Consider the following 25,582-nt stretch of genomic DNA (forward strand, 5'->3'; position numbering starts at 1 on the left):
AAAGCTATAGTAAAAACATCAATAATAAACTGAACAGCACGAGCAGGAAAGCCAAAAAGCCCGTTTCTAACAACTGCCTTGCCGGACTATGACGACGTTTTCGGCATGCCATGTGGGGCATGGCGGCCTTGAAAGCCTCGTGCAATTGCTCACGATCCAAGGGCCGGTGCGTCGCAAGACCAAGCGTTTCCTTGGCCCGTTGTTCGATTCTTTGCAGGCGTTCCTTGCGCTCATCGACATAGATATACTCGTGATGGAAGCGTCGGGGACGTGGTTGTCGGAAAAAACTCATGGCGTTGTGTCGGCTAAGTTCTGCAATGGCGCCTGATGACGCTTGATGATTTTCAACGCATTGTCTTCTCCTTTGCCTCGCCAAACGAACACATCTTGCGGGTCGGTTGGGCGTAGTTCCTCGAACCAAGCAAACTCCGGGAGCTTCAATTTCGATGCAGGTATTTGCGTCATGGGCAACATTACGCCCGTATTCTTAGGCGTCCATATCTTTTCCAGCCTCCTTTCGGGCGAGATATACATCTTGATGGTGTCGGTTTCAATGTAAATGTGGCCTTGTAAGGTTGAGTCTTTGTCGTCAACAGGGTAAAATATGGCCTTTGCATTGCCCGAAGCGACGGTGCGCCTTATCTTTCCGTCAGTGAAATAGGCGGAAATCTCCTTCGACGACAGCTGGTTGAAGTACTTTTGTTGCGGAATACGCTCCACACTCAAGGCCTGATTGATGACGTGGGCCTCTCGAACTGTACTGTCGTTCATGTAGATTTTGATCACTTCGCCAAGGATTTGGCGGTCGCCACTCCATGCAATCGGGTCGTGATACATTGTTATGCAGGAGTCTTTGCTGCTGAACACCAACGAATCGCAAATGGCTTGGACGTCTTTCCGATAGATTTTTACGTGATTGAAGCCATGCACCTTGCGGTACATGGAGTCGGTATTGAGGTGGAAAGTGAAGAGTTTCATGGAGTCGGCATGCAGATATAGCGTGTCACGCTGCGAATAATCTTTCACCAAAGCCCGTCCGGTGGCAAAGCCATAGCCTGTCTTTTCATTGTAAAACAGCCGTTGTCCGGTCAATTGGTTCTTGTTCAGCTTGTCCACATAGACCACATTGCCCAACCCGCGCGCCAATCCTGTCCGCTTATTGTAGTACAAACTGTCGCCGGTTATCTCTTTATCCTTTTCGGTTACAGTGGAACGGCCGTACATTTCGGCCTTGTCAGTCTTGCTGTTGAAGTAAGCATCCGACGTATGAATAATGCTTCCGTTCTGCACAATCGTGCTCGGACCGACGACATGTGCCTTAGATTGCCGCGTATCGTAGTGCAATTCGTCAGTTGTTATCGTCCGATTAGCACTCTTCATCCTTACATTATACCAGAAAGTTGCCTCACGTGTCTTCAGATTATAGTCGCCCCAATCGGACACTAACCGGTCTTTTCCGTCGATTAATCGGCCACCTTCGAAGAAATAAGCATAGTCGTTGAAGCGGTCATAATCAAGACTATCGGTGTAAAGTGTCTTACCTGAATGATGAAGAACAACGTTTTTGCGAGCTTCCAACAGCTGTCTCATACCATCATAAGCAGCGCGATCGGCCTTCAACGACAGCTCTTTTCCTTTCACATATCGCACGTTTCCGAAGGCTTTCACAGAGTTTGAAGTTTGATAAAAGTAGGCACTGTCGCACCAAAGGCTTGAACCTTGATGCGTAAAATGCACGCGCCCTTTCACGATTTGGGCATCGCCTGTGGGGCCAAATTGGTCATATCGCAATTCATCGGCATGGACCAAATAAATCATTTCGTCGGCTTTGAGGCGCTTGTTTTTCCTATTTTCCGCCTCAATCCACTGAAACATACTTAGCCCAAACAGGCATAGAGCCACCCTGATGACGACACTATGCCCGCAAAGATGTATGATATTGCTATGCTTCATTCACTATTTTATCCACCCTTGATACTCAAAGTCGCAGTTCTTATAGCGGTCGTTCATGCGGACATACGTGTTCTTTATCTTGTTGACCACCCAATCATGCAGTTTCCGTTCACTCTCTTTCTGCGTCACAACCTCCTGCATGGTTTGGAAATCCTCAGTGATTTTGGCGCGATGGCCATCGACTCGGTTCACCAACTTAATGATCGCAGCGACGGTCTTCCCTTTATTGTCGGTCATTTTGAACGGTGCTGAGATTTCATTCACCTTCATTGTGTCGACAACGGCAGCTATCTCGGTGGGCAGATTACGCATTTGGAACCGCGAAGTAATCTTTCCTGTCTGGTTATCACTATAAGCCATGAGTCCATGATTATTGCGTGTGTCTTTATCTTCAGACAAATAAGAGCACGCTTCCTCAAAGGTAAACTTCCCGGCCTTGATATCTTTGCCGATAGAATCCAATCTTTCCAATGCCTGTGTCAATGCTTCACCCGACACTTTCGGCTTCAACAAGATATGACGCACCTTGACTTTGTCGCCCCGTTTGTCTACCAATTGAATGATATGATAGCCGAATTCCGACTCAACAATCTTTGAAATCTTCTTGGGGTCGGTCAGATTAAAAGCCACACTCGCGAAAGCTGGATCGAGAGTTCCACGTCCTGAATAGTCCAACTCGCCACCTTGACGAGCCGAACCGGGGTCTTCAGAATACAACCGGGCCAATGTACTGAACGAAGTTTCGCCTTTATTCACCCTATCCGTAAAGGTTCTCAGTTGGTCTTTGACCCGATTTATCTCGCTTTGTGGGATACGTGGCTTCCTAACCAACACTTCTACTTCGACTTCTGTCGGCACAAATGGGATGCTATCTTTAGGCAAATCCTTGAAATAACGGCGCACATCGGCCGGAGTCACGCTGACATCGGCCATGATTTTCTTCTTCATTTGCTGAATCATCTTGCTGTTTTTCACGTCATCATGCAGGTCAGCGCGGATTTGGTTCAGGCTTTTGCCTTGGTATTCCTCTAATTTCTCGCGCGAACCGGCCGAGTTGATCCAGAAGTTTATCTGTTGTTCCACCGTTTGGGCAATGTCTGACTCCGTCACTTCAATGGAATCAAGGGCGGCTTGATGCAGAAACAGCTTCTGAACGGCTATCTGTTCGGGTATCCGACAGTCGGGATTGCCACCCCATTTCATGCCTTCCATCTCGCCTTGCAGGCGCATCTGTTCGACATCGGACTTCAAAATGGGTTCGTCACCCACTATCCATACCACCTCATCTACGACACAATGCTCCGGAACCTTCACTTCTGTTTTTACGGAATCCTTGACTTCGGCCGCATTGCCACCTACTTTATTGGCCTGCGCCGTGACACCTGCCAACAACAGCAGGCCGATAAAGCCACCAAAAAGTTTATATTCGTTGCTCATATCTGTATGATTTCTTTATTTTATTCCTGTCATTGCTGTTCTTTCACTGTAGCCAAGACCGCTTGATCGATGCTGAAGGGATACTTGGTCCGCAAGGTTGCCACCCATTGTGCCTCCTGTTCCTCCTGATAGTCGGCAATTACCACCTGACGCACATCATCCAACGTCTTGGGAGCCTTGAGCATCTTGCCATAAACGGCCGTAAAAGGATAATCATTCTCGGGCTTTGGACTGCCTTGCTTAAACACCTTGTGGTCTACAATGGTGTTGTCGCCCTGCTTGAACAGCCCTTTCCGGGCCTTCACACGGACCATCCCGTTCTGGTTGAACTGTGCTTTAATCACCTCATCCCACTGTTCGAAGGGCACTCGTTTCAGGGCCTTGGCCACATTCTTTACGTCTTCGGACACTTTCACGCTGTAAGCGACACCCTTATAACGGGGCGATTCCCATTTATATTTCTTCTTATTGCGGTTGAAATAAGCTGTCAATCCGGCCTCATCATGTGCAGCTTTGTCCCAAACGACACGATTGATGATTTCAAACAGCAGCAAACCGTCGTGATACTCCTGTATCAAATACTTCAATGACGGGTCTTTCGACTCCATTTCCTTTTGATGTTGTTTCAGCACGGCAGCCGGTGTAGCATGCGTTTCACGGGCTTTCTCGTTCAGACGGGCCTCGATCAGCTGCTCCCTTAGATGGCGTTGGTCGATATAACGCAGGATATCGGCTCGCAAGGAGTCATAAGGAAAGAAGTTCCGACGGTCCTCTAATATAATAATGTGGTAGCCGGCAGGAGACAAGAAAGGCTCACTCATCTGACCTTTTTGCAGACTATAGGCCCGAAGTTCGAATTCTGGCAACGTTTGCCCAGGCTGTATCCAAGGTAAACTGCCTCCGGTTTCGGCCGAAACCCTGTCGTCTGAATATTTCTTTGCCAATGTTGCGAAGTCAGCGCCATGCCGCAGGGCCTCATAAATAGAGTCTATGCGCTGCTTGGCCTGTGCTTCTGCACTTTGCGGAGCGCGTTGTCCCAGTCTCAAGAGGATTTGTCGCAACTTAACCAAGCCGCCTAACGAGTCTACCCGCTGCCGGGTTTGCTCGTAAATCCGGCGGGCTTCGTTCTCCATATCGGCCTCGTTGACCAACGAAGACCGTACCTGTTGGTCGCGATATTCCGCAAACTCCTGTTTGAATGAGGTCAAAGTGTCAAGCCGTGCCTCGAGTGCTGCCTCCACTTTCAGCTTATAATTCACGAACAAGTCGGCGTATTCGGCCACCGTTTTCCGGTCGATGACACCGTTCGCATTGCTCTTTTGATAAGCATATTCGAATTCCGAGCGCAGAACGGGCTTGCCGTTGACCGTCATCACCACGGGATCGCCGGCCTGACCAAAAGCCATGCTCCCGCAAAGAAGCATGGCCAATGACGCGATGACAGTCTTTTCTCTCTGCATAAGCCTTACTCCGGACGCGAATAGTTGGGTGCTTCGCTCGTGATAGCGATGTCATGTGGGTGGCTTTCCATCACACCTGCGTTCGTAATCCGGGTGAATTTGGCATCATGAAGCCGCTCGATGGAATTCGAACCACAGTAACCCATGCCCGAACGCAGGCCGCCCGTGAGTTGATAAATCACCTCTTGAACGGTGCCTTTGTAGGGAACCCGGCCGGCAATACCCTCGGGAACGAGTTTCTTGGCATCGCTGATATCGTTCTGAAAATAGCGATCTCGCGATCCGTTCTTCTGTTCCATGGCCTCAAGGGAGCCCATTCCGCGATAGCTTTTGAACTTACGTCCGTTGAAAATAATCGTTTCTCCGGGGCTTTCTTCAGTGCCTGCAACGAGCGATCCAATCATAACACTGCTGCCACCGGCTGCCAATGCCTTCACAATGTCGCCCGAATAGCGAAGCCCACCGTCAGCAATCAGAGGCACACCTGTGCCTTTCAGCGCGGTATAAACATCATAAACGGCACTCAATTGGGGCACACCCACACCGGCAACCACGCGGGTTGTGCAGATAGAACCCGGGCCTATGCCCACCTTAACGGCGTCGGCTCCGTTGTCAACCAAGTACTTTGCCGCGGCTCCCGTGGCCACATTGCCAACGACAACGTCTACTTTCGGGAAAGAAGCCTTTACTTGTTTCAACTTCTCGACCACCCCTTTAGAGTGTCCATGAGCCGTATCAATGACGATAGCATCGACACCTGCCTCGACAAGAGCAGCGACCCGATCCATCGTATCGGCTGTAACACCGACGCCAGCTGCCACACGTAGGCGGCCTTTCTCGTCCTTACAAGCCATTGGTTTGTCCTTGGCTTTGGTGATATCCTTATAAGTTATCAAGCCCACAAGGCGGTTGTTCTTGTCTATAACGGGCAGTTTCTCAATCTTGTTTTCTTGAAGTATCTGTGCCGCGGCCACCAAATCGGTCTGCAAATGCGTCGTCACAAGATGGTCTTTTGTCATTACTTCGTCAATCAGTTTATCCATGTGGCGCTCGAAACGCAGGTCGCGGTTGGTCACAATGCCCACCAATCGGTTGTCATCATCAACAACTGGAATGCCACCGATGTGATAATCGTGCATCATGGCCAGTGCTTCCTTGACCGAACTGCCTCGTCTAATCGTCACCGGGTCGTAGATCATGCCGTTTTCTGCCCGCTTTACGATGGCAACATGGCGGGCTTGGTCTTCTATGGTCATGTTTTTATGAATGACACCGATGCCACCTTCGCGTGCAATAGCTATGGCCATGGCCGCCTCAGTGACTGTATCCATGGCCGCAGTCACGAAAGGTACGTTCAAAATGATGTTACGTGTGAATGGGGTTCTTAACTCTACCTCCTTAGGAAGCACTTCTGAATAAGCAGGTATCAGGAGGACGTCATCGAAAGTCAGCCCGTCCATTACAATTTTATCTGCAACAAATGACGACATATTGTGATTTTGAATTTATTGCATGCAAATATAGCAATATTTCTTCGGTTATCGAATGGTTTTACGACATTTATAAAACCTGTTAAAGCTATTTAACGAGGGAGGCAATCAGGTGTAAACCGTCTGCCTCAATGCTGATTAAATGCCGCTTATAAAGGTCGCCTATGGCCTTTTTGAACACCTTTTTGCTCACCTGAAACAGCCGTTTAACGACCTCGGGGTCGCTTTTATCGCCCAAAGGACAATAGCCGTTGTGCTCTTTGATATACTGCAACAGCACCGAAGAGAAGTCCTCGGCGGCAGCCATTCCCGTGGGTTGGAGCGTCAAATCGAGCTTTCCGTCGGGGCGAATACTGCTGATATAGGCCTTCATTCGGTCGCCCGTGTGCACGTATTTGAATATCTGATCACGGTAAATGAGGCCCGGATAGCGGTTGTTCACAATGACTTTGAAGCCCAATTCCGTCTTCTGCCAAACGAGAATGTCCACTTCCTGATGGCGTTTCAGGCCGGTTTGCGTGCCGTTTTTCAGGAAATGCTCCACCTTGGCACTTGCCACAATGCGATAACTCTCCTCATCTATGTGCACATGCACAATGTAACTGTTGCCGATTTCCATGCGTTTCTTCTGCTCACGGAACGGACAAAAGAGGTCTTTTGTCAGGCCCCAGTTCAGGAAAGCACCGTATTCATTGACCCAAGCGCACTCCAAATAGGCGAAATCCCCTACTGTTGCCAACGGCTTTTCAGTGGTGGCAATGGGCCGTTCGTCTTGATCCAAGTAGACGAAACACTCTATTTCGTCGCCCGGTTTGGCTCCTTCGGGCACGTATTTCTGTGGCATGAGAATCTCACCCTCGCGTCCTCCGTCCAAATAGAGGCCGAACACCTCGCCGAAACCCTCGCGGCGGGCCGGCTCTTTCACGCGCAAGAGATTGTAAGTCCCCAATTTCAATTCGTTTGCCATATCGTTTTGATTTTCAGTTTTCATGCATAGACCTTGCCGAAAGGGCCACATCGACGACGAGCCCGAGTCACCCTGCGCAGCAATATGCCCCACAAAGTTAATCATTTCTTTTGGAATGCCGGGCCTTTTAGGGCCGAATATTCTTCGGTCCTCGGCTGCATTCGACGGTAGGTCGACGTGTTTCATGTTGCAAGAAGTTCCTGATGAAAGAGGGTTCTACGTCGTATTTGCTTGTCAGTCGGCTTATTCTCGCCCGTATTTTAAGGTCAATAGAAATTGAATGGAGAAAGAATAAGAAACCTGAAAGCTGTAAATCGTATCTCGATTTCGTTGTTTACGCTTGTTTTATACACTGATTGCGTTGATGAATCAAATTAAAACCCCATCGGGGTTTCGTTGTTTATAGGGCTGGGTTGCCGAACATAGTGAGGCTACCCGGCCTAAGATAGCGCACGAAAGCAACGCTGTAGGTGTTGCGTTCTCTTTTTCCAAACGTTGCATATAGGCGCATGAATTTCATGTTTTGGTGCATACAACATGCCGATATCCATTCTATAAGAAGAAAATGCAACACCGATGGCGTTGCTTTCTCGTGCATTCCGTAGACAGGGTTGCCTCACTATGTTCGGCAACCCTGTCCTATAAACAACGAAACCGCGATGCGGTTTGTTGGTTAAATGCAACATATTCTCCTCCATTCAATTTCTACTAAGCCCGTATTTTGAGCGAAATCAACGTATCGTCGTCTCATATTGAACTTCCATTCTCTCCGTCCCGCCTTTTTGTTACAGTCATATCGTAACGCAATACCAGCCATATTGCGCGGCAAAATAGCTGAGATTAGACGGTAAAATGGGTGAGATTGCGCAGTGAAATGGCTGAGATTGGAACGTAAGGCATAAGTAATTGATTATCAACACGAATGATGTAACAAATCACTTTGAATATATGTAGGGACGCACGGTCCGTGCGTCCGCTCACAAAACCACGTATATATGCATACATTTTGAATGGAACGGACGCACGAACCGTGCGTCCCTACATACCCATCACGGCCGGATTGATGTATAAAATGGTTGATAGAACAAGTTGCTCGAATGCATGTAGGGACGCACGGCTCGTGCGTCCGCTCACAAAACCACGTATATATGCATACATTTTGAATGGAACGGACGCACGAACCGTGTGTCCCTACATACTCGTCATGGCCGGATTGATGTATAAAATGGTTGATAGGACGAGTTGCTCGAATGCATGTAGGGACGCACGGCCCGTGCGTCCGCTCCCAAAACCACGTATATATGCATACATCTTGAATGGAACGGACGCACGAACCGTGCGTCCCTACATACCCATCTCAACCCTATTGATGTCTTTCTTGACTTATCACGGGCACCAACGATAAAAGGCTTGTCTCACGACAAGCCTTTTTCATTATACAAAAACATTATGAAATCTATGTAGCGAACAAGATTATTCGAATTGATAATGGTAATCTAATATATCAAACAGAGGCGAGCAGACTTTCACAAGCGGGCTCTCTCTGCATCTGTTATGGCTAAACAAGTCTGCAAGGACTATGCCTTGCGTTTACAATAACGCTCACACTGGCCGCAGATGTCATACCCCAGCAGTGTACCGAGAATGAAATCCTCTTCAGGCGTAAGGTTACTGAGTGGCTGTTGCACGAAGTTTCGTATGGCATCCATGCACTCCTTGCGTCCAAAGAACAGGTTGATGCGTTTGTTTCCTACAGGCTGAATGAGATAATCAATGCCTTGCCGTTCCAATTTGCCCACAGCTAACTGCTGATAACGCTCAGGAAAGGTGTAAAGCACCATATTTCGCACCCCTTTCTTATACTGATAGATCTGCTCGGCGAGCACTCTCATGTCGGTAGGCATCACTTCAGTCTGCAGCATGATGGATATTGGCGTTTAAAGTTCTGGTTTTATGGCGGCAACCCACGCGTCGATACGTTCATCGGTCTTGTCGTCTTCGTTCACTTCATCAAGAGCGAGTCCCACGAACTGCCCATCAACGACGGCTTCTGAGTCATCATAGGTGTAACCATCAGTTGAAACCTGACCAATAACCTTGGCTCCGGCCTCCTTAGCAGCGTTGTAAAGCTCGCCCATACCGCCACAGAACGTGTCACTGTAGCCTTCTGAGTCGCCACAACCAAAGATTGCGACCGTTTTTCCATTGAGATTGGCGGCCTTAACGGCTTTCACTCCGTCATACCAGTCGTCTTGCATTTCGCCGGCGCCCCATGTTGACGTGCCAAGAACAAGGTTTTGATAACCTTCAAGCTGCTCGGCAGAGATGCTACCTGCGTCGAATACGTCGGCATTGTCTACGCCGAGTTTTGCTGCAATACGTGAAGCGAGGTCCTGACATGTGCCAGTTGACGAGCCATAGATGATACAAGTCTTATTCATCTTTAATTTCCTTTCTTGTTTTTATTGTTGTTATTGAATTGATATCTGGTTTAATCACGGTTGCAAAATTAACGGCTTTCCGATAAAGTTGCAATACCTAAAAAGAATGAAAAACATGGGTTTGGCATTTCATTACTTTTAGGTATTGATGGAAATCACTATTTCAACTATCTTTGCAAGCGAATAAGTGCAGTGGTGATTGTCCTCCTTGAATTTCTTCGAAGGTCGCTTTGCTATTCAATAGAGGTGCCTCTTTCGTGAGACATGGTTCACAATCAGATAGTCTGCACTTTTCTTTATTAAATAAATGTACCTTAATTTAAAGGGAATAAATGAGAAGTTGTAAGTTCAGATTAGTGGCGAGCGTTCTTTTAATGGGGATAGCAGTGCAGTCACATGCGCAAGTAAACGCTTCAGACTCGGTGATGAGTCATGCGAAAGGTAACCGGTTTAGCGTGGGAGGTTATGGAGAAGCCACCTTTTCACGCATGTACTACAGTGACAACGGCAATCGTTATACGACGCCAAGTTCGTACAAGAAAGACCCAAGTCATGGGCGTTTCGACATTCCGCACGCTGTTATCTATCTCGGATACGACTTCGGCAAAGGCTGGTCCATGGGTTCTGAGATCGAATTTGAGCATGGTGGCACCGGAGCTTCCATAGAATATGAAGCCGATGAGGCTATAGAATTCGAGCACGAAACGGAGAAAGGCGGCGAAGTTGAGCTGGAACAGTTCTGGATTCAGAAGACTTTCGGACGTGCTTTGAACATTAAGGCCGGCCATATCGTTGTTCCTTTAGGACTAACCAATGCACATCACGAACCATTGAACTTCTTTACGGTGTATCGGCCTGAAGGTGAGAACACCATTCTGCCCTGTACGTGGCATCAGACGGGTGTTTCTATCTGGGGACGCACGGGAGATTTCCGTTATGAAGCACAGATGGTGGCCGGTTTGGACGCCTATCATTTCAGCCGAAGCAATTGGATTCAAGGTGGAAGCTCCACGCCGTTCGAGTTTGAAGTGGCCAACAAATACGGCTTCCTGCTGCGTGTTGACAACTATACCGTCCCCGGATTGCGCATCGGAGTCAGCGGTTATGCGGGCCAATCCATGCATAACAACATACCACATGACAGTGAACGAGGCGAGAAAAAGAAGATCAAGGGCAACGTTTACGTGGGAAGTGTGGACTTTACCTACAACCGTTACAACTGGATTGTTAGAGGAAACGCCGATTATGGCTATGTCAGCGATGCAAACAAGATATCCCAACTGACTTATCCGAATGTCCAATACGTCAAACCTTACCAATCCGGCAATGGAAAAAACTTCGGAAGCCATGCCATGGCCATGATGCTTGAGGCCGGTTATGACGTCTTTTCGCAAATCAAAAAGCTTCGTTCAGACAACCAAAAGCTTTATATCTTCGGACATATTGAGCACTATGACTCCTATGTTCACGGGACAACGAAGCAATGGACCAATAAAACTATCTTCGCAGGTGGCGTTAATTATCACCCAGTTCCACAGATAGCGATTAAAGCAGAGTATCATTATCGCAAGCTGAAAAGCGGATATAATGATGAACCTTCAGTCAATATAGGAATCGCTTACGAGGGTTTCTTCTTATAAGAACACATTCATAACCAACATTTATACTACCAATAAAAGACAGATTACAATGAAAAAAGTAACAAGATTTGCCATGTTCCTCCTTGCAGGAGCACTGACAACGGGCTTATTCTCATGCAGCAGTAGCGACGACGAGGAAGTGTTGCAGAACGATTTGCTCACAGAAGAGCAGCAGAACAACCTGAAAAAGGTTGAAAGTGACGCCAATTCGAATGCCGAAAAGACGGCAATGGGCAAGGTGGTTGCCAACTATTTGGAGGCAGTCATCAAGCCAACCTATCAGGATTTGGCCAACAAGGCCGACAAACTCTACGAGGCTTGCCAGAACCTTTACGCCAAACGTAAGGCTAAAACACTGACACAGGCCGACATTGACGCAGCTTGTGAGGCGTTCAAAGATGCAAGAAGGGATTGGGAACAAAGCGAAGCATTCCTTTACGGAGCTGCTTCCGATAACGAAATCGACCCGCATATCGACTCATGGCCGCTGGATCATGACCAATTGGTAAAGGCCTTGAACAATAAAGACGTGATAGCTGGCATCAACGGCAACAATCCTGTCGAGTATGTTTACAATGCACACAAGGATTTCGACAGTGTTATAGGCTTCCATGGACTGGAGTTCGTGCTGTTCCGCAATGGGGCAAACCGCAAGCTCAGCGATTTCATGTCAGAAAATGAGAAGGAAAATGGTCTGACCAGCGTGAAGACGGTGAACGAAGCTGCTTTTGCTGCAGCCGTTTCCGGTGACCTTCGCAACATGACTTACCTGCTGGAATATGGCTGGTTGGGCTCAGGTGCAGCCGTATCTCACCAGAATCAGCTTGCTAAATCCATGTGGGTCATCAAAGCACTGCGTAATAAAGGACTCTCTCCAAAGGGTATTCCCTATCGTGATTACGTGAAGAGCGCGGGAACAGACAAAGGATTGTTCCCAACATGGCACGAAACATTGCAGAATATCTTTGTCGGTGGTTGCTCAAACATCTGTGAAGAGGTTGCAACACAGAAGCTGGGACAGGCTTATCGCACTGCAACGGGAACCGGAACAAAGGATGATGCAGCCAATTATATCGAGTCTCCTTACAGTAAACGGTCTTTCCAAGATTATCAAGACAATATTTATTCCATCAAGAACTCGCTCTATGGCGTTCGTGGCACTGAGAACATCTCTACTCCGGCAGCCAATTCAATCATGACTTACTTGAAGAACAAGGGCTATACCAAGTATAACGACTTGAACAATGCCCTCAACGAGGCCATCAATGCATTGGAAAAGGCAAAGAAGAGCGGCGTGGCTTTCATCGACAAACCCGGTGATCCTCAGGTGAAGACCTGCATCGACAAGGTTGATGCGCTCAATGAGGCACTGAACGAAGCAGGAAAGTGGATCGACATGCAGGCAGATGAATAAGAAAGAACGCATGCCTTGATAGATAACACTTGAAACATTAAGAACGAACGTGGCTTTGCCTGAAAAGGCAAGGCTGCGTTTCATACGTTTAATCAACAAATGATGACATTATGAAAATCAACAGCTATCGCGTGCCATTGGCCTCTTTGGCTTTGTTATGCCTGTTCTCTGCTTGCTCGGATGACGACAGTGACCCCGTTATACCCGAGAAACAAGAACCCGAAGCCAAGTACATCGGGCAGGCCGTGGGCAATTTTACCGCAGAGGAGTGGTATCCCGGCGGCGCACTCGGCACGACACAGAACACCTCTTCCAACTGTTATGAAGACAATACGCCTGCAGTTGACGACCAAGGGTTGAGCGATTTGTTCAACCAAGGCGACCTTATGGCAAGCGCAAAATACACACTGAACACCGAACCTTACAAAGGTTGGGGGCCAATTGCCTCGCGTCGGTCATGCGAATACTGCCATTCGGGCGGTTATGCCCATGGACACAGCCGCAGCGACATGGACCCCGTGAAGGGAAACGGCTATATCGTTTCGGTTTATTACCCAGATGCCCCCGGAAGCAACAACGGAACGCCCGTCGATCAGCTGACAACGTTCACCATGCTTCAGGCCGTAGAGCCGTTCCTTCCGCCACTCGACCCCACAAAAATCAAGATTACGTGGCATGATGTGACTGCAATGCCGAGCGGACTTCCCATGAAATTCCCCGATGGTGAGGCTTTCCGGCTGCGTTATCCATCGGTAGAGATACCCCAATCGGCCTTTAATACCAATCCAAAGCCCAGCAACTATGCCGTAAGGCTCATCGCTTCGTGCAATTTCCAAGGGCTTGGACTGATCGATGCCATCTCAAATGAAGACTTAGAAGCGCAATATAAGGCCGAAGGAAAGTTCGTTCAGCTGAACCCGGAGCTGTGGGATAACGCGGCAAAGAGGCTGAAAGCCGACGCATACGCCAGCGATTACTTCGGAAACAAGTTCATTAAGCGCTTCAATTACGACCTGCTCGACGGCTGTCTTGAGAACGATGTCGCACTGTGGGACGAACTTAACGTGCTTCGTTCAGACATCAAGCACATCTGTTCCACTGAAGCATGGGCCAAAGCCATGTCAGAAAACAGCGCAGTCATCGACTATATACAACGCAACGGCAAGAGTCCTTTCTCCGATGTTCACCCTTATTACAACGACGGAACACGCGAAGGCATCAAGAAAGCAGTGGCTTATCTGCTCTCGCCGGGCGACCATGTGAACCTATACAACAACCCTTACTTCAATTTCAAGCCCGAAATGACCGATGATGCCTATCATGCTTTCATGGTATGGCACAGAGGTATCGCCGTTCCGCGCGCCAGAAACCTGAACGACAAGGCTGTGCAACGTGGCAAAGAGCTCTTCACCGGCGCCCTCGGTTGCGTGAATTGCCACCGTGCCTCATGGACCACGGGGGCCGACAATCATGGTTCTTCTCGCATTCTGGGCAGCAAACAACTGCCTAAGTACGCCAAACAGAAGATTTATCCCTACTCGGATTTCATTCAACACAAGCTTGATATGAAGAACGACATACACGGTTCGTGGTGTCGCACCACGCCGTTGTGGGGCAGAGGCCTGTCGCTCATCAACTCAGGAGCCGAAGATCGACTGCACGATGCGCGTGCCCGCAACGAAGTCGAGGCCATCATGTGGCATGCCTACAGCAAGAACAGTCAGGCTTACCGGGCTGCGGAGAAGTTCTACAAACTGCCGAAGAAAGACAGGGACGCTGTCGTGAAGTTCATTCGCTCGATTTAAGGCGAACCATCAAGCACGGGTACGGGGCCGATACTTGTCAAGTAGAGGTCCTATACCCGTGAGGCACAAGTCCTATACTTGTCGACTACAAGTCCTATACTTGTGGGGCACAAGTCCTATACTTGTCAAATTCGAGTCCAGATGCAGGTTCCGTCTACTCCTACTTTAGATAAGATGTAGTCCTACTTTAGACATGATGTAGTCCTACTTCACACGAGATGTAGTCCTACTTTAGACGGAACCCCTTCCTTTTTCATTTGAAACATGCAACTAAAAAAGACATTACAAGCCCTCTATGTCCTCATTATCGCCGTGATGGCCATGGGAACAGTCGTAGGAAAGTATGCCGGGCAAGCCGATGCGGCCGACCATGTGTTCGGTTCGTGGTGGTTTTGCCTGCTTTGGGCGCTGGGATTGGCCGTCGCCGTGGCCTACTTCGTCCACCAAAAGGTGCGCCGTCCCGCCCTTGTCGTCCTGCACCTGTCGTTCGCCGTCATTCTTTTTGGGGCCTTTCTCACCCATGTCACGGCCCGACGCGGCATGATTCACCTCCGTCAGGGGCAATGGGTCGCCAGCTATACCACCAAGGACGGGGCCGAAAAGCCGTTGCCTTTCACCATCAGGTTAGACAAATTCAGCATCAGCTACCATGCCGGCAACGCCGCCGCCATGGACTATACGTCGGAGGTGACGCTGAACGACGACGGAAACGAGACACATTGCCGCATTTCCATGAACAAAATCTACGACAACTACGGCATACGTCTCTATCAAAGCAGCTTCGATGACGACCTGAAAGGCTCTTACTTGTCAGTCAATGCCGACCCTTTCGGCATTCCGGTCACCTATTTGGGCTACGCTTTGCTCTTTATTGGCTTGATAGGTATGCTGATTGACCGGCAAGGAACGTTCCGCCGGCTGCTGAAGAGCGACTTGATGGCGCGCCCAACCGTGGCATTATTGCTGCTGATGTCTGCCTTTTCGTCGCTGAAAGCACAGCCCGCGTTGCCCAAGGCCACGGCCGAGGCATTCGGAAAAGCCTTTATCGTCTACAACGGACGCATCTGTCCCGTGGAAACCTTTGCCATTGACTTCACGAAAAAGCTCTATGGAAAGGCCCGTTACAAGGATTTCACGCCGTGCCAAGTGCTCACAGGCTTCATGTTTTGGCGTAATGAGTGGCTGCAGGAGCCCGTTCTCCGACTGAAAGGCAGCGAACTGCGCACCCGCTTTCAGCTCGACGAATATGTGGCGCCCATGCGATTGTTCGGCCAACAAGGCTATATCCTCGGCCCATATCTCCAAGATGCGCAGGAAAACCAAGACGCTTTTTCACGCCAAGTGCTTGACATCGACGACAAGATGGCGTTGCTGATGAACCTTGCACAGGGCAGAACGCTCAAGATGTTCCCTTATGCGCAGCGAAACGGCCGTGTCGATTGGTTCGCCCCGGCCGACCGACTGCCCCGTTCCATGCCGAAAGCGCAGCAACAATACGTCCGTTCCATCATTGGCTTGGCCGGAGAACTGGCCGTTCAGGGCAAGATTGACATGCTGAACGACCTCTTTCAGCGGCTGCGGAAGTATCAATACCGGTTCGGAGGCAGCACCGTTCCGTCGCAAACCAAGGTGTGGGCGGAGAAGGTCTACAACCATGTGCCCTTTGCTACGCTGCTTTTCATCTTCAATCTCACGCTCGGTCTTGTTTCCATCGGCTTCCTCACGCGCCGGGAAGGCTACGCCTGCTTTGCTTGGCTCATGGCATTGTCGTGGAGTGTCCTTACGTTCACCTTGGTACTTCGCTGGATTATCAGCGGAACGGTCCCCATTGGCAACGGATATGAGACGATGCTCTTCCTTGCATGGCTCGTCATGCTGCTGTCGATGCCCATCATGCGACGTATACGCCTGATGACTACCTTCGGATTGCTGATGAGTGGCTTCATGCTTTTGGTGAGTCACATCGGCCAAATGGACCCCGCTATCACGCCACGCATGCCGGTTTTGAACAGTCCGTTGCTAAGTTTGCACGTCAGCATCATCATGATTGCCTACGCACTCTTCTCACTTACGTTCGTCAGTGCCGTTGCCTATTTCCTAACGGCACGCAGTCAGCGGCCGCAGGTGGCCAAGGTCAACGCCCAACTCACCGGTCTTTCGCAACTGTTCCTCTATCCTGCCGTCACAACCTTGGGGCTTGGCATCTTCATCGGTGCCGTTTGGGCCAACATCAGTTGGGGAACTTACTGGTCGTGGGACCCGAAAGAGACGTGGGCACTCATCACTTTCATGGTCTATGCCGTGCCGCTTCACGCGCAAAGTCTGCCTGCTTTGCGTCGCCCGATGGGCTATCATCTCTACACACTCTTGGCATTTCTCTCCATCATCATGACCTATTTCGGCGTGAACTACGTGCTCGGTGGCATGCACAGTTATGCATAAAAGCAGCCCGAAGGCCTTGTTCAACCATGCAGAAAAAGGGAAAGCGCACACCGTGATTGCGCTTTCCCTTTTCAATGACAGCCTTTCTTTACCGAAATACACCTTATATTATATAGGCGTATAGGCCAGACCGTAGACATCGGCCACGGCTTTGTAGGTAACTTTACCGTTGACGATGTTCAATCCCTTGTGCAAAGTCTCGTCTTCTCGGCAAGCTTGCTGCCAACCTTTATCGGCCAAGGCCACCGCATAGCGTAATGTTGCGTTCGTAAGTGCCGTAGTCGAGGTGTTAGGAACGGCTCCCGGAATGTTCGCCACACAGTAGTGAAGCACGCCATCCACCTCATATACGGGTTCGGAATGGGTGGTCGGACGCGACGTTTCGAAGCATCCTCCTTGGTCAATAGCCACATCTACGAGCACCGAACCACGTTGCATGAGGTGCAACATGTCGCGGGTGACGAGCTTGGGCGCCTTGTCTCCGGGCACAAGAACAGAGCCGATGACGATGTCGGCCGTGGGAATTTGCCGGCGAATGTTGTAGTCCGACGAGTAGAGCGTGTGTACATTGGCCGGCAATTCAAGGTCCAATTCGCGCAAACGTGGCAGACTTACATCGGTAATCGTGACCTCGGCGCCCATTCCGGCGGCCACTCTTGCGGCGGCTTCTCCCACGGTTCCGCCACCAAGCACAAGCACATTGGCCGGCTTTACGCCCGGAACTCCGCTGAAAAGCTTGCCATTTCCGCCTTTCGTCGTCTGCAAATAGTAGGCCCCATTGAGTGTAGCCATGCGGCCGGCAACCTCACTCATGGGGATTAAAAGGGGCAAAGAGCCGTCCGGTTTCTGCACGGTTTCATAGGCAATGCACACAGCTCCGCTCTCAATCATAGCCTCGGTGAGGGCTCGTTCGCAGGCGAAATGGAAGTAAGTGAACACAACTTGGTCTTTCCGGACAAGCGAATACTCCGGCTCGATGGGCTCTTTCACCTTCACGATCAGGTCGGCCTGCCGGTAAACCTCGGCAATGTCGGACAGTATTTTGGCCCCCACGGCCTCGTAGTCGCAGTCTTGAAAGCCGCTATTCTCGCCCGCCTTGTGCTGCACGAAGACCTCATGTCCGTGCCTTAACAGCTCACTTACGCCCGCAGGAGTCATGCCCACGCGGTTCTCATTGTCCTTGATTTCTTTTGGAATACCGATTTTCATAGTTGTTTCCCTTTCGTTATTAAAGTTCGTGTCATGTTTTCTCGTAACAAATATAGCGATTTATTCGATTCGTTGTCACGCGAAAAGGAAATTTAACAAAAGAGAATGGCAGTGCAATGTTCTTTCCGTTGCGCCGCAAAAAAGCGGCCTTTCAAGTCGGGTTTCACACGCCTTGCGACACGTGTTGTTTCCTATTGAACCATCATCACGCCCATTTCGTTTTTCAATCTCAGCCATATTGCGCGGTAAAGTCAGCCATATTGCGTGGTAAAATGGCTGAAATTGCACGGTAAAATGGCTGAGATTGAAACGCAAGGTGTAAGCCGTTGATTATCAATGTGGCCGATACCTCGGTTCGTTTGATTGCATGTAGGGACGCACGGCTCGTGCGTCCGCTCCAATAATCATGTATTTGCGTTTCCATTCACCTTGAACGGACGCACGAACCGTGCGTCCCTACATACTTCAAAACATGCAACTCGTTCATAAGGCAACTTATTTACTCGTCAAACGCATTGGAACGGACGCACGAACCGTGCGTCCCTACATGCCTCCCCTGCCCTATTGCGTGGCAATAGGACTGAGATGAATACTTAAATACAATGTCATTATTATTAGGTATGAAAAAGACTAATTTTTAGGTATTGCATATTGCAAGAAAGGAACGTATCTTTGCATTCGGAAAAACAATTTAACAACCAAACAATAACATGAAAAAAATGGTGATGATGCTGTTTGCCTGCTTGTTCACCACAAGCATTTGGGCAGACAATGTGAGATTTGAAATAAGCAACATGCACTGTCAGAACTGTGCAAATCGCGTGGAAAAGGCCCTGAAAGCCAATAAGGCTGTCGGCGAAGTGAAGGTGGATCTTGCCTGCAAGGCTGTCAATGTGAGCTATGATGCGGCAAAAACCAATGTCGAGGCACTGCAAAAGGCACTGACCGAGGCCAAGTTCGAGGCCAAAGTGGCTGCACCTTGCGACCAAAAGGGCGATTGCAAGCACAAAGGAAAGGCGCCGGAGCATCGCTGCAGTACGAAAACGAAGCAACAAAAAGCCGGCGAACACAAGTGTGGTGGCGAAGGTTGCGGACATGATAAGGAAACCAAGTAAACAATCTATAATTTATTACTGTATGAATCGATTAATAAAAATTGCATGGGTAGTGCTTCTCTGCCCGTTGTTCCTCGTTTCTTGCTCTTCAGACGACGAGGGTGAGAAGAAAATTGACCTGACATTCAACGCCGTTCCGAGGGTTTCGGGGGCATTGGATATCGCAAGTTTGGCGGGAACACCCGTCAAGTTCACCGAGGTGCGCAGCCAAAACACGAGCCAGTTCCCGCTCGATGCCACTGGAAAGGCACTTGTTTCGCTGCCGATGGGCGTCTATGACATTGCCATAGACAAGGAGATTACCAACGCACAAGGCGAAAAAGTGATGATTTCCTTACGCATGGAGAATGTCAATGTGAACGCCGCAGGGCAGAAAATCGAGGGCTATGTGAACTCACTTCCAGCCAGTGCGCTTGGCAAGGACTTTATTTTCAGCGAGGTTTTCTTCAATGGTGAGACCAATTCAAGGCGTATGATGCACCCCGATCAGTACATTGTGCTGTTCAATCCGACTGAGAATGTGCTCTATGCCGACGGTGTGAGCATCGGTGTTACCATGCATGCGGCTTTTCAAGACCCGCAATTGTGGTACAATAAATACTATCCTACCCGCGTACCCATAGGAGGTTTCATCACAATTCCAGGCAATGGGAAAGACCATCCCGTGCAACCGGGCGAGAAACTCGTGATAGCTTTCACCGCAATCAACCATCATGAGATTGTAAACGGAGGCATTGCCTATGAGAATTCCGTTGATTTGAGCGGCGCAGACTTTGAGATTTACTACGGTCCTAAGAGCAAAGACGTGGACAATCCAGCTGTTCCAAACGTGCTACTCACAGAGAATGGCGACACTTATGGGTTCTTCTTACACCCCAGAGGCTATTGGTCTCCGGTGATGTTCCGCTTGGAAAACGGCCAACAGTCAACCGTTGATGCCTTCGTCAAGAGCCATACTACGACGTCGAAGACCCATGTAAAGGCAACAAAGGACACGCCCGAAGGCGACATCGACATTCATATCCTCGCCATTGAGACGGATAAAATCATCGATGGCATTCAAACCAGCGACGAAAATCAGAAGGTAAAGACCCGCGTAGTGCCTGAAGTTGTAGACCGCGGCCAGTTCCTTGTCAGCGGATGTCACCAGCAAGAGCTTTGTATCCGCAAGGAAATAAAAGTGGGCAACAAGATATTCTACAAAGATACCAATAATAGTGTTGAGGATATGCAGAACGCGAAAGCAAGAAAAGCAGCCGGACACTTCCAAAACGCCTTCCCTATTGGCTGGCGAAACAAGTAAACCCGCCAGTCGATCTGTGGGAAACAACGACAGAACACTTTGAAAAATAGAACACTACTTTTTACACTTTCCCTACTTTGCATGGTGATTTCGGCCGTAGGACAGACGTGCACGGTGAAGGGAAAGATTGTAACTGACCACGATGGCGAGGCAGCAAGCTTCGCCATCGTCAGTATCCGGGACCAAGAACTACGCACCTTGTCTGACGTCAACGGCTACTTTGAACTCCGTAATGTACCGATTGGCAAACATACCATCGAGGTAGAGTGTCTGGGCTACGTCAAATTGCAGCATCAGTTCATGGCCATGAAAGACGTCAGCCTGTCGCTTCGGTTGCAAAGCAACAGTTTCACCCTGCCGGAGTTTGAGATAATGGCAAGGAAAAGCCGCAAGGGAAAAGTCGTTGTCGACGAGGCTGCATTGGAATATATCCAACCTACCTCGCTGGCCGACGTGATGTTGCTGCTTCCGGGCAGTGTTTATAAAGAAAACAACCTGACACAATTCGCGCAAATCAGTAGCCGTCAGGTAGGAACTGACGCCAACACGTCGCTCGGTGTGGGCATTGTTACCGACGGAGCGCCAGTGACAAACGACGGTATTCGTTCTCAATTGGTGGGCATTACCGAGGGAAGCGAACACTATGATGGCGAGGTTCGCAGCCGAACGGGCATCAACCAAGGGGCCGATATGCGCATGATTTCTACCGATCATATCCAAAGTGTGGAGTTCACGCGTGGCATCTCGTCTTCACGTTACGGCAATCTGTCGAGCGGAATGATAAGTATTTCGTCGAAACATGGCGTGACTCCGCTGCGTGTACGCCTGAAAAGCGATCTAAAGAACACGCTCTTGTATGCAGGGAAAGGCTGGCGACTCGGTGAAAAGGCTGGTTCGCTCCACGCAGGCATTGACTTTCTGCACTCAATTGATGACATTCGCGAGGAAATGGACAAGTTCTCGCGTCTAACGGGACAGCTTTATTATAATAATAAGGTGAAGCTTGGCAGCTATACCCTCGACCTTGACGGTCGATTAAGCCAGACCCTCACTGCCAATAAGATGAAGAAAGACGAGCTGACCTATGAATATAACGAGTCTTACAAGGCCGATTACAGTCGCACGGCCTTGATGATGAAGGGCCTGTTGACGCTCGGTAAGCCGTGGTTGAGCCAATTGGAGTTGATCATGTCAGCCGATTACACGCGCGATAGGATAACTCGTCATCGCATGGTCCTATCAGGTTCGGGTCCATTGAACATGCCTTTGGCCCACGAAGCGGGCGAACATGAGGGCATATATCTGCCCCGTAAGTACTATAGTGACTTCTATATCGACAATCAACCGCTGAACTTCTATGCCCAACTCAATGCCGTTTCGCGCATTCAACTGCTGAAGAACACGATGCTCAACCTGCAATACGGCGCAGAATACAGCAATGTGAAGAACCACGGAGCTGGAGCTGTCATCGAAGATGAGTCACGTCCGCCCTTTCCTTACGACAATTCGTACATGAGACCAAGGCCTAATTGGGCCATACCTGCCTTGGGTAACGGTGCAATCTACGCACAGGCAGACTTCATTTACGATGATAACAACAGCAATGTCCTGCAACTCTCCGTCGGGGGCCGTGCTTCTATGTTGCTAAATCTACCCCGTGACTATTATTTGCATGGCTATTTGCTGAAAGACCCACGCTTGAACCTCTCTTATATCATGGGAAAAGCATTCAAAAACACGTTCCGTGTGGGCTATGGTGAGGAGAGTAAGACGCCGACGCTTGACTATCTCTATCCCGAAAAGCTGTATAAAGACTTCTATATGCTCAATGCTTACACGATAGACCCGCGCTATCGCCACCTCATCACATACACCAACATCTACGATGTGGCTAACCGCGACCTGCATGTCAACAAGAATCGCAAGATGGAAGCAGGCTGGGACATCGACTATCGCGGCTTCAGTCTATCGCTTACTGCCTTTTATGAGCAGTCGGATGCAGGCTTTGAGTACTTCACGACCTATCATCCTTTGACCTATGACCTCTACTCTCAGTTGAAACCCGGGGCGAACATCGAGGGCCGAACGCCCCAAAAGAGCGACTACATACAAGAGAAATACAGCATCTTCACCACGTCGCAACAGGTCAAGAACTCCCAAAAAGTCACCAAACGAGGGATAGAATACCGCCTGATATTACCGAAATTAAAACCATTGCTCACGACAATAGAAATCAACGGCGCCTATTATCAGACCGATTACGCCTCTTCTCTGCCGCTCTACTACTATCCTGACGTGAAAATCGGCGGAAAAGAGTATCCATATGTGTGCATTTACGACAATGGAGCACGAAACCAATACCGCCGTTTCAACTCTAACGTGTGGCTCAACACGCATATTCCGAAGTTCAAACTGTTCCTGACGAACTTCTTTCAGGTCGTTTGGCTCAATACTTCGCAGTATAAGGACAACCACGACTATATCCCAACGGCGTATATCGACATGCAAGGGAACCGACGGCCTGTAGATGAGCGGATACGTTCATTGATCGAGGCCGACGATGGCACGTTCCGCTACTTCCGTCGCACGATTCTTCCCGTGAAATATGCCTGCAACAAGATGCCGATATCCCTGCTTTGGAACATCAAGGCCACCAAAGAGTTCGCGAAAGGCACCAAGTTGTCGTTCTTTGTCAATGGTTTGCTCGACGTCAGTCCTAAATATCTCTCGGGAAGCAAGATAACCAAGCGCGAATGGCACGACCCTTATTTCGGACTTGAACTGTATTTTAACTTCAATCTATGACACGTAACCTACGAATATACCTGCTCTCGTCTGTCTTGATGGCCTGCAATCAGCTCTATTCTCAAGCACTTCTCGACCGTGCGAACCGCAGTTTGTCGCCAACCGAGACGCGTTTCCATGTCAACAACGCCGACTTCGCGCTGGCCGGAGCCAAGACTGCCTATGCAAACCCCGCATTCACGCGATGGAACAACGTGAATGACACCACCACGCACAGGCGTTCGGCCATCGTTTACGCAGGATTGGGCGGTGCCGACGGCAAAGGAGACTTCATTCCTTATGAAGGCAGCGGCTCAACAGACTATCGTGCCGGGGCTTATGGCGAATATGACACGCCTAAAAGCGGCACTTTGTCAGGTTGTATCCAGTATGCACAAGGCAAACATCGCCACATTGGGTGGAGTGCAATGCGGCTTCCGGAACTTTATTTGCCTTATATCTCGACCGATTCCTGCGGTGGAGACTTCAAATTCGACACTTATTTCGCCGAAGGAAACTATGCGTTCACACTCAACCAATGGACTTTGGGCGTGAAAGCCTCCTTTTACGGCGAGCAAGCTTACCGTCTGACCGACCCACGTGCGCTGAACAACACCACATGGTTGCGCTTCAATGCCGGCGTGGCCCGCCATTTGGGACACCATCTGCTGTTGCTTGATGCCGGATATGGCCGCAACAAGCAGCACGTGCGGCTGCGTTACTGGCGTCCGGGCCAGCAAGACAGGTTCTTCGTTTGCTATGGTTTCGGACTATATGACACGCGTCAGAGTACGGTTTCATTCGGAAAGTCACGCATGTACTACGTCGATGAGTTCAATGCACGGCTGCAATACCTGTCAACACAGGCCGGACCGTTGCACATACATGCGGCGCTGGGCTACGCTTTCGCCCATATGAAGACCGAAGAGAGCGACATCTATAACCTATATGAGTCACGTAGCCACCGATTGTCGCCACTCTTGCGCCTGACATACGCCTTTCGGGGCGACTGGCAATTGGAATTGGCCGCCACGGGCGACATTATGCTGCGCAAAGGCTATGAAAACATCATCGAGGAATACTTGATTGACAGGGAAAACAACATTTATGACTTCCGAACCATCGACACCCGGCAGCACTATAGCTGCAATACGGGCCGGTTTTCGGGCGCATTAAAGGCGTCAAAACGGCTTGCCCGGTTTGAAATCAGCTTGCAGGGAGGAGCCACGACGGAGCTTTTTGAGGAGAAATACAAGGCAAACAACCACAAAATCAGGGTGCGCACGCTGACGCCCCACGTCAAATTGGGCATCGACCGACAGGGCATTCGGGACGACATTGGGCTAAGTCTGCTGTTTGCCCGGCAGCATGTGGCCGACCATGTCTATGATGTGACGCTTCAGCGCGGGGGGATTGAGCGCCTCGACTTCCAACATGCCTTTGCTCCTTACGCTTTTCGGTGTGCCGAACTCCATGAGATTGCGGTGGACATCACGTGGCTACACCGCCTGAAGAAAATGGATGTAGGTTTGAATGCCAAGCTTTATCTGGCCGACGGTAACCGAAAAAGCGATGTTTCCTACAGTGGAACCATCGGCTTTCCCGCTACGGCTCCGATGCTAAAGCCCATGCCCGACAAGCATCAAGAGCGTTGGGCGGCTCTGACGGCATTCGTTTCGTTTTGATTGCACCTTGCGCAAGCCCCCGCTTCTCCATGGTATGGCGACGTATAGTGGGCCTACTTGCGAGGCGTTTTCCATGCGGTGGTTTGCGGCCTCGCCTATTTCGTTTTTCAATCTCAGCCATATTGCGCGGTAAAGTCAGCCATATTGCCGCGCAATAGGGCTGAGATTACACGGTAAAATGGCTGAGATTGAAACACAAGGTGTAAGCCGTTGATTATCAATGTGGCCGATGCCTCGGTTCGTTTGATTGCATGTAGGGACGCACGGCTCGTGCGTCCGCTCCATCAACCATACTATTTGCTTTCAATTCTCACTGGGCGGACGCACGAACCGTACGTCCCTACATGCCTCAAAGCAGGCAACTCGTTCACAAGGCAACTTGTTTACTCGTCAAACCCCATGGGGCCGGACGCACGAGCCGTGCGTCCCTACATCCC

The 25,582-nt window shown here is 49.7% G+C and carries 17 protein-coding genes; 8 read left to right on the forward strand and 9 right to left on the reverse strand.

Features of this window, described 5'->3' with window-relative positions; genetic code table 11:
• Positions 1-4 precede the first annotated feature (4 nt).
• The 8 genes from HMPREF9944_RS07135 to fldA form a co-directional block, all read right to left on the reverse strand.
• Complete coding sequence (locus HMPREF9944_RS07135) at positions 5-292, reverse strand: hypothetical protein (RefSeq protein ID WP_044113492.1); 288 nt, start codon at positions 290-292, stop codon at positions 5-7.
• On the reverse strand, positions 289-1,953 hold the full coding sequence (locus HMPREF9944_RS07140; protein ID WP_008565465.1) for an OstA-like protein: 1,665 nt from the start codon (positions 1,951-1,953) through the stop codon (positions 289-291). The genes HMPREF9944_RS07135 and HMPREF9944_RS07140 overlap by 4 nt, the downstream gene beginning before the upstream one ends.
• A gap of 3 nt (positions 1,954-1,956) precedes the next feature.
• On the reverse strand, positions 1,957-3,390 hold the full coding sequence (locus tag HMPREF9944_RS07145; RefSeq protein ID WP_008565466.1) for a peptidylprolyl isomerase: 1,434 nt from the start codon (positions 3,388-3,390) through the stop codon (positions 1,957-1,959).
• A 29-nt stretch (positions 3,391-3,419) separates the two neighbouring features.
• Positions 3,420-4,850 (reverse strand): peptidylprolyl isomerase, encoded by a 1,431-nt coding sequence (locus HMPREF9944_RS07150; protein WP_008565467.1) that lies wholly within the window; start codon positions 4,848-4,850, stop codon positions 3,420-3,422.
• A 5-nt stretch (positions 4,851-4,855) separates the two neighbouring features.
• On the reverse strand, positions 4,856-6,340 hold the full coding sequence (gene guaB, locus HMPREF9944_RS07155; protein ID WP_008565468.1) for an IMP dehydrogenase: 1,485 nt from the start codon (positions 6,338-6,340) through the stop codon (positions 4,856-4,858).
• Between the two features lie 88 nt (positions 6,341-6,428).
• Positions 6,429-7,307, reverse strand: coding sequence for a CvfB family protein (locus HMPREF9944_RS07160; protein WP_008565469.1), 879 nt, complete (start codon positions 7,305-7,307; stop codon positions 6,429-6,431).
• A 1,577-nt stretch (positions 7,308-8,884) separates the two neighbouring features.
• Positions 8,885-9,229, reverse strand: coding sequence for a DUF2023 family protein (locus HMPREF9944_RS07165; RefSeq protein ID WP_008565471.1), 345 nt, complete (start codon positions 9,227-9,229; stop codon positions 8,885-8,887).
• Positions 9,230-9,244: 15 nt separating this feature from the next.
• On the reverse strand, positions 9,245-9,748 hold the full coding sequence (gene fldA, locus HMPREF9944_RS07170) for a flavodoxin FldA (protein WP_008565473.1): 504 nt from the start codon (positions 9,746-9,748) through the stop codon (positions 9,245-9,247).
• Between the two features lie 374 nt (positions 9,749-10,122).
• Here fldA and HMPREF9944_RS07175 point away from each other — a divergent pair, with 374 nt between their 5' ends.
• From HMPREF9944_RS07175 to ccsA, 4 genes are all read left to right on the forward strand, one after another.
• Positions 10,123-11,388 (forward strand): hypothetical protein, encoded by a 1,266-nt coding sequence (locus HMPREF9944_RS07175; RefSeq protein ID WP_406674630.1) that lies wholly within the window; start codon positions 10,123-10,125, stop codon positions 11,386-11,388.
• Positions 11,389-11,437: 49 nt separating this feature from the next.
• Positions 11,438-12,802, forward strand: coding sequence for an imelysin family protein (locus HMPREF9944_RS07180; protein WP_008565476.1), 1,365 nt, complete (start codon positions 11,438-11,440; stop codon positions 12,800-12,802).
• Between the two features lie 110 nt (positions 12,803-12,912).
• On the forward strand, positions 12,913-14,607 hold the full coding sequence (locus HMPREF9944_RS07185; protein ID WP_008565477.1) for a di-heme oxidoredictase family protein: 1,695 nt from the start codon (positions 12,913-12,915) through the stop codon (positions 14,605-14,607).
• A 264-nt stretch (positions 14,608-14,871) separates the two neighbouring features.
• Positions 14,872-17,049, forward strand: coding sequence for a cytochrome c biogenesis protein CcsA (gene ccsA, locus HMPREF9944_RS07190; RefSeq protein ID WP_008565478.1), 2,178 nt, complete (start codon positions 14,872-14,874; stop codon positions 17,047-17,049).
• Between the two features lie 108 nt (positions 17,050-17,157).
• On the opposite strand, the gene ald is transcribed toward ccsA, so the two are convergent.
• Positions 17,158-18,258 carry an alanine dehydrogenase gene (ald, locus tag HMPREF9944_RS07195; protein WP_008565480.1) on the reverse strand — a complete coding sequence of 367 codons (1,101 nt, stop codon included), beginning with the start codon at positions 18,256-18,258 and terminating at the stop codon, positions 17,158-17,160.
• A 710-nt stretch (positions 18,259-18,968) separates the two neighbouring features.
• Between ald and HMPREF9944_RS07200 the strand changes: the two genes are divergently transcribed.
• Genes HMPREF9944_RS07200 through HMPREF9944_RS07215 form a run of 4 tightly spaced genes read left to right on the forward strand, consistent with a single transcriptional unit; the run spans position 18,969 to position 25,145 of the window.
• Positions 18,969-19,373: a heavy-metal-associated domain-containing protein gene (locus HMPREF9944_RS07200; protein ID WP_019966974.1), complete on the forward strand. Its 405-nt coding sequence runs from the start codon at positions 18,969-18,971 to the stop codon at positions 19,371-19,373.
• 22 nt (positions 19,374-19,395) lie between these two features.
• Positions 19,396-20,676 carry a DUF4876 domain-containing protein gene (locus tag HMPREF9944_RS07205; protein ID WP_008565483.1) on the forward strand — a complete coding sequence of 427 codons (1,281 nt, stop codon included), beginning with the start codon at positions 19,396-19,398 and terminating at the stop codon, positions 20,674-20,676.
• Positions 20,677-20,715: 39 nt separating this feature from the next.
• Positions 20,716-23,481, forward strand: coding sequence for a carboxypeptidase-like regulatory domain-containing protein (locus tag HMPREF9944_RS07210; RefSeq protein WP_244861133.1), 2,766 nt, complete (start codon positions 20,716-20,718; stop codon positions 23,479-23,481).
• Positions 23,478-25,145, forward strand: a complete 1,668-nt coding sequence (locus HMPREF9944_RS07215) for a DUF6850 family outer membrane beta-barrel protein (protein WP_008565485.1) — start codon at positions 23,478-23,480, stop codon at positions 25,143-25,145. The genes HMPREF9944_RS07210 and HMPREF9944_RS07215 overlap by 4 nt, the downstream gene beginning before the upstream one ends.
• Positions 25,146-25,582: the final 437 nt, after the last annotated feature.

This window comes from Segatella maculosa OT 289 (assembly GCF_000243015.1).
Classification (GTDB): domain Bacteria; phylum Bacteroidota; class Bacteroidia; order Bacteroidales; family Bacteroidaceae; genus Prevotella; species Prevotella maculosa.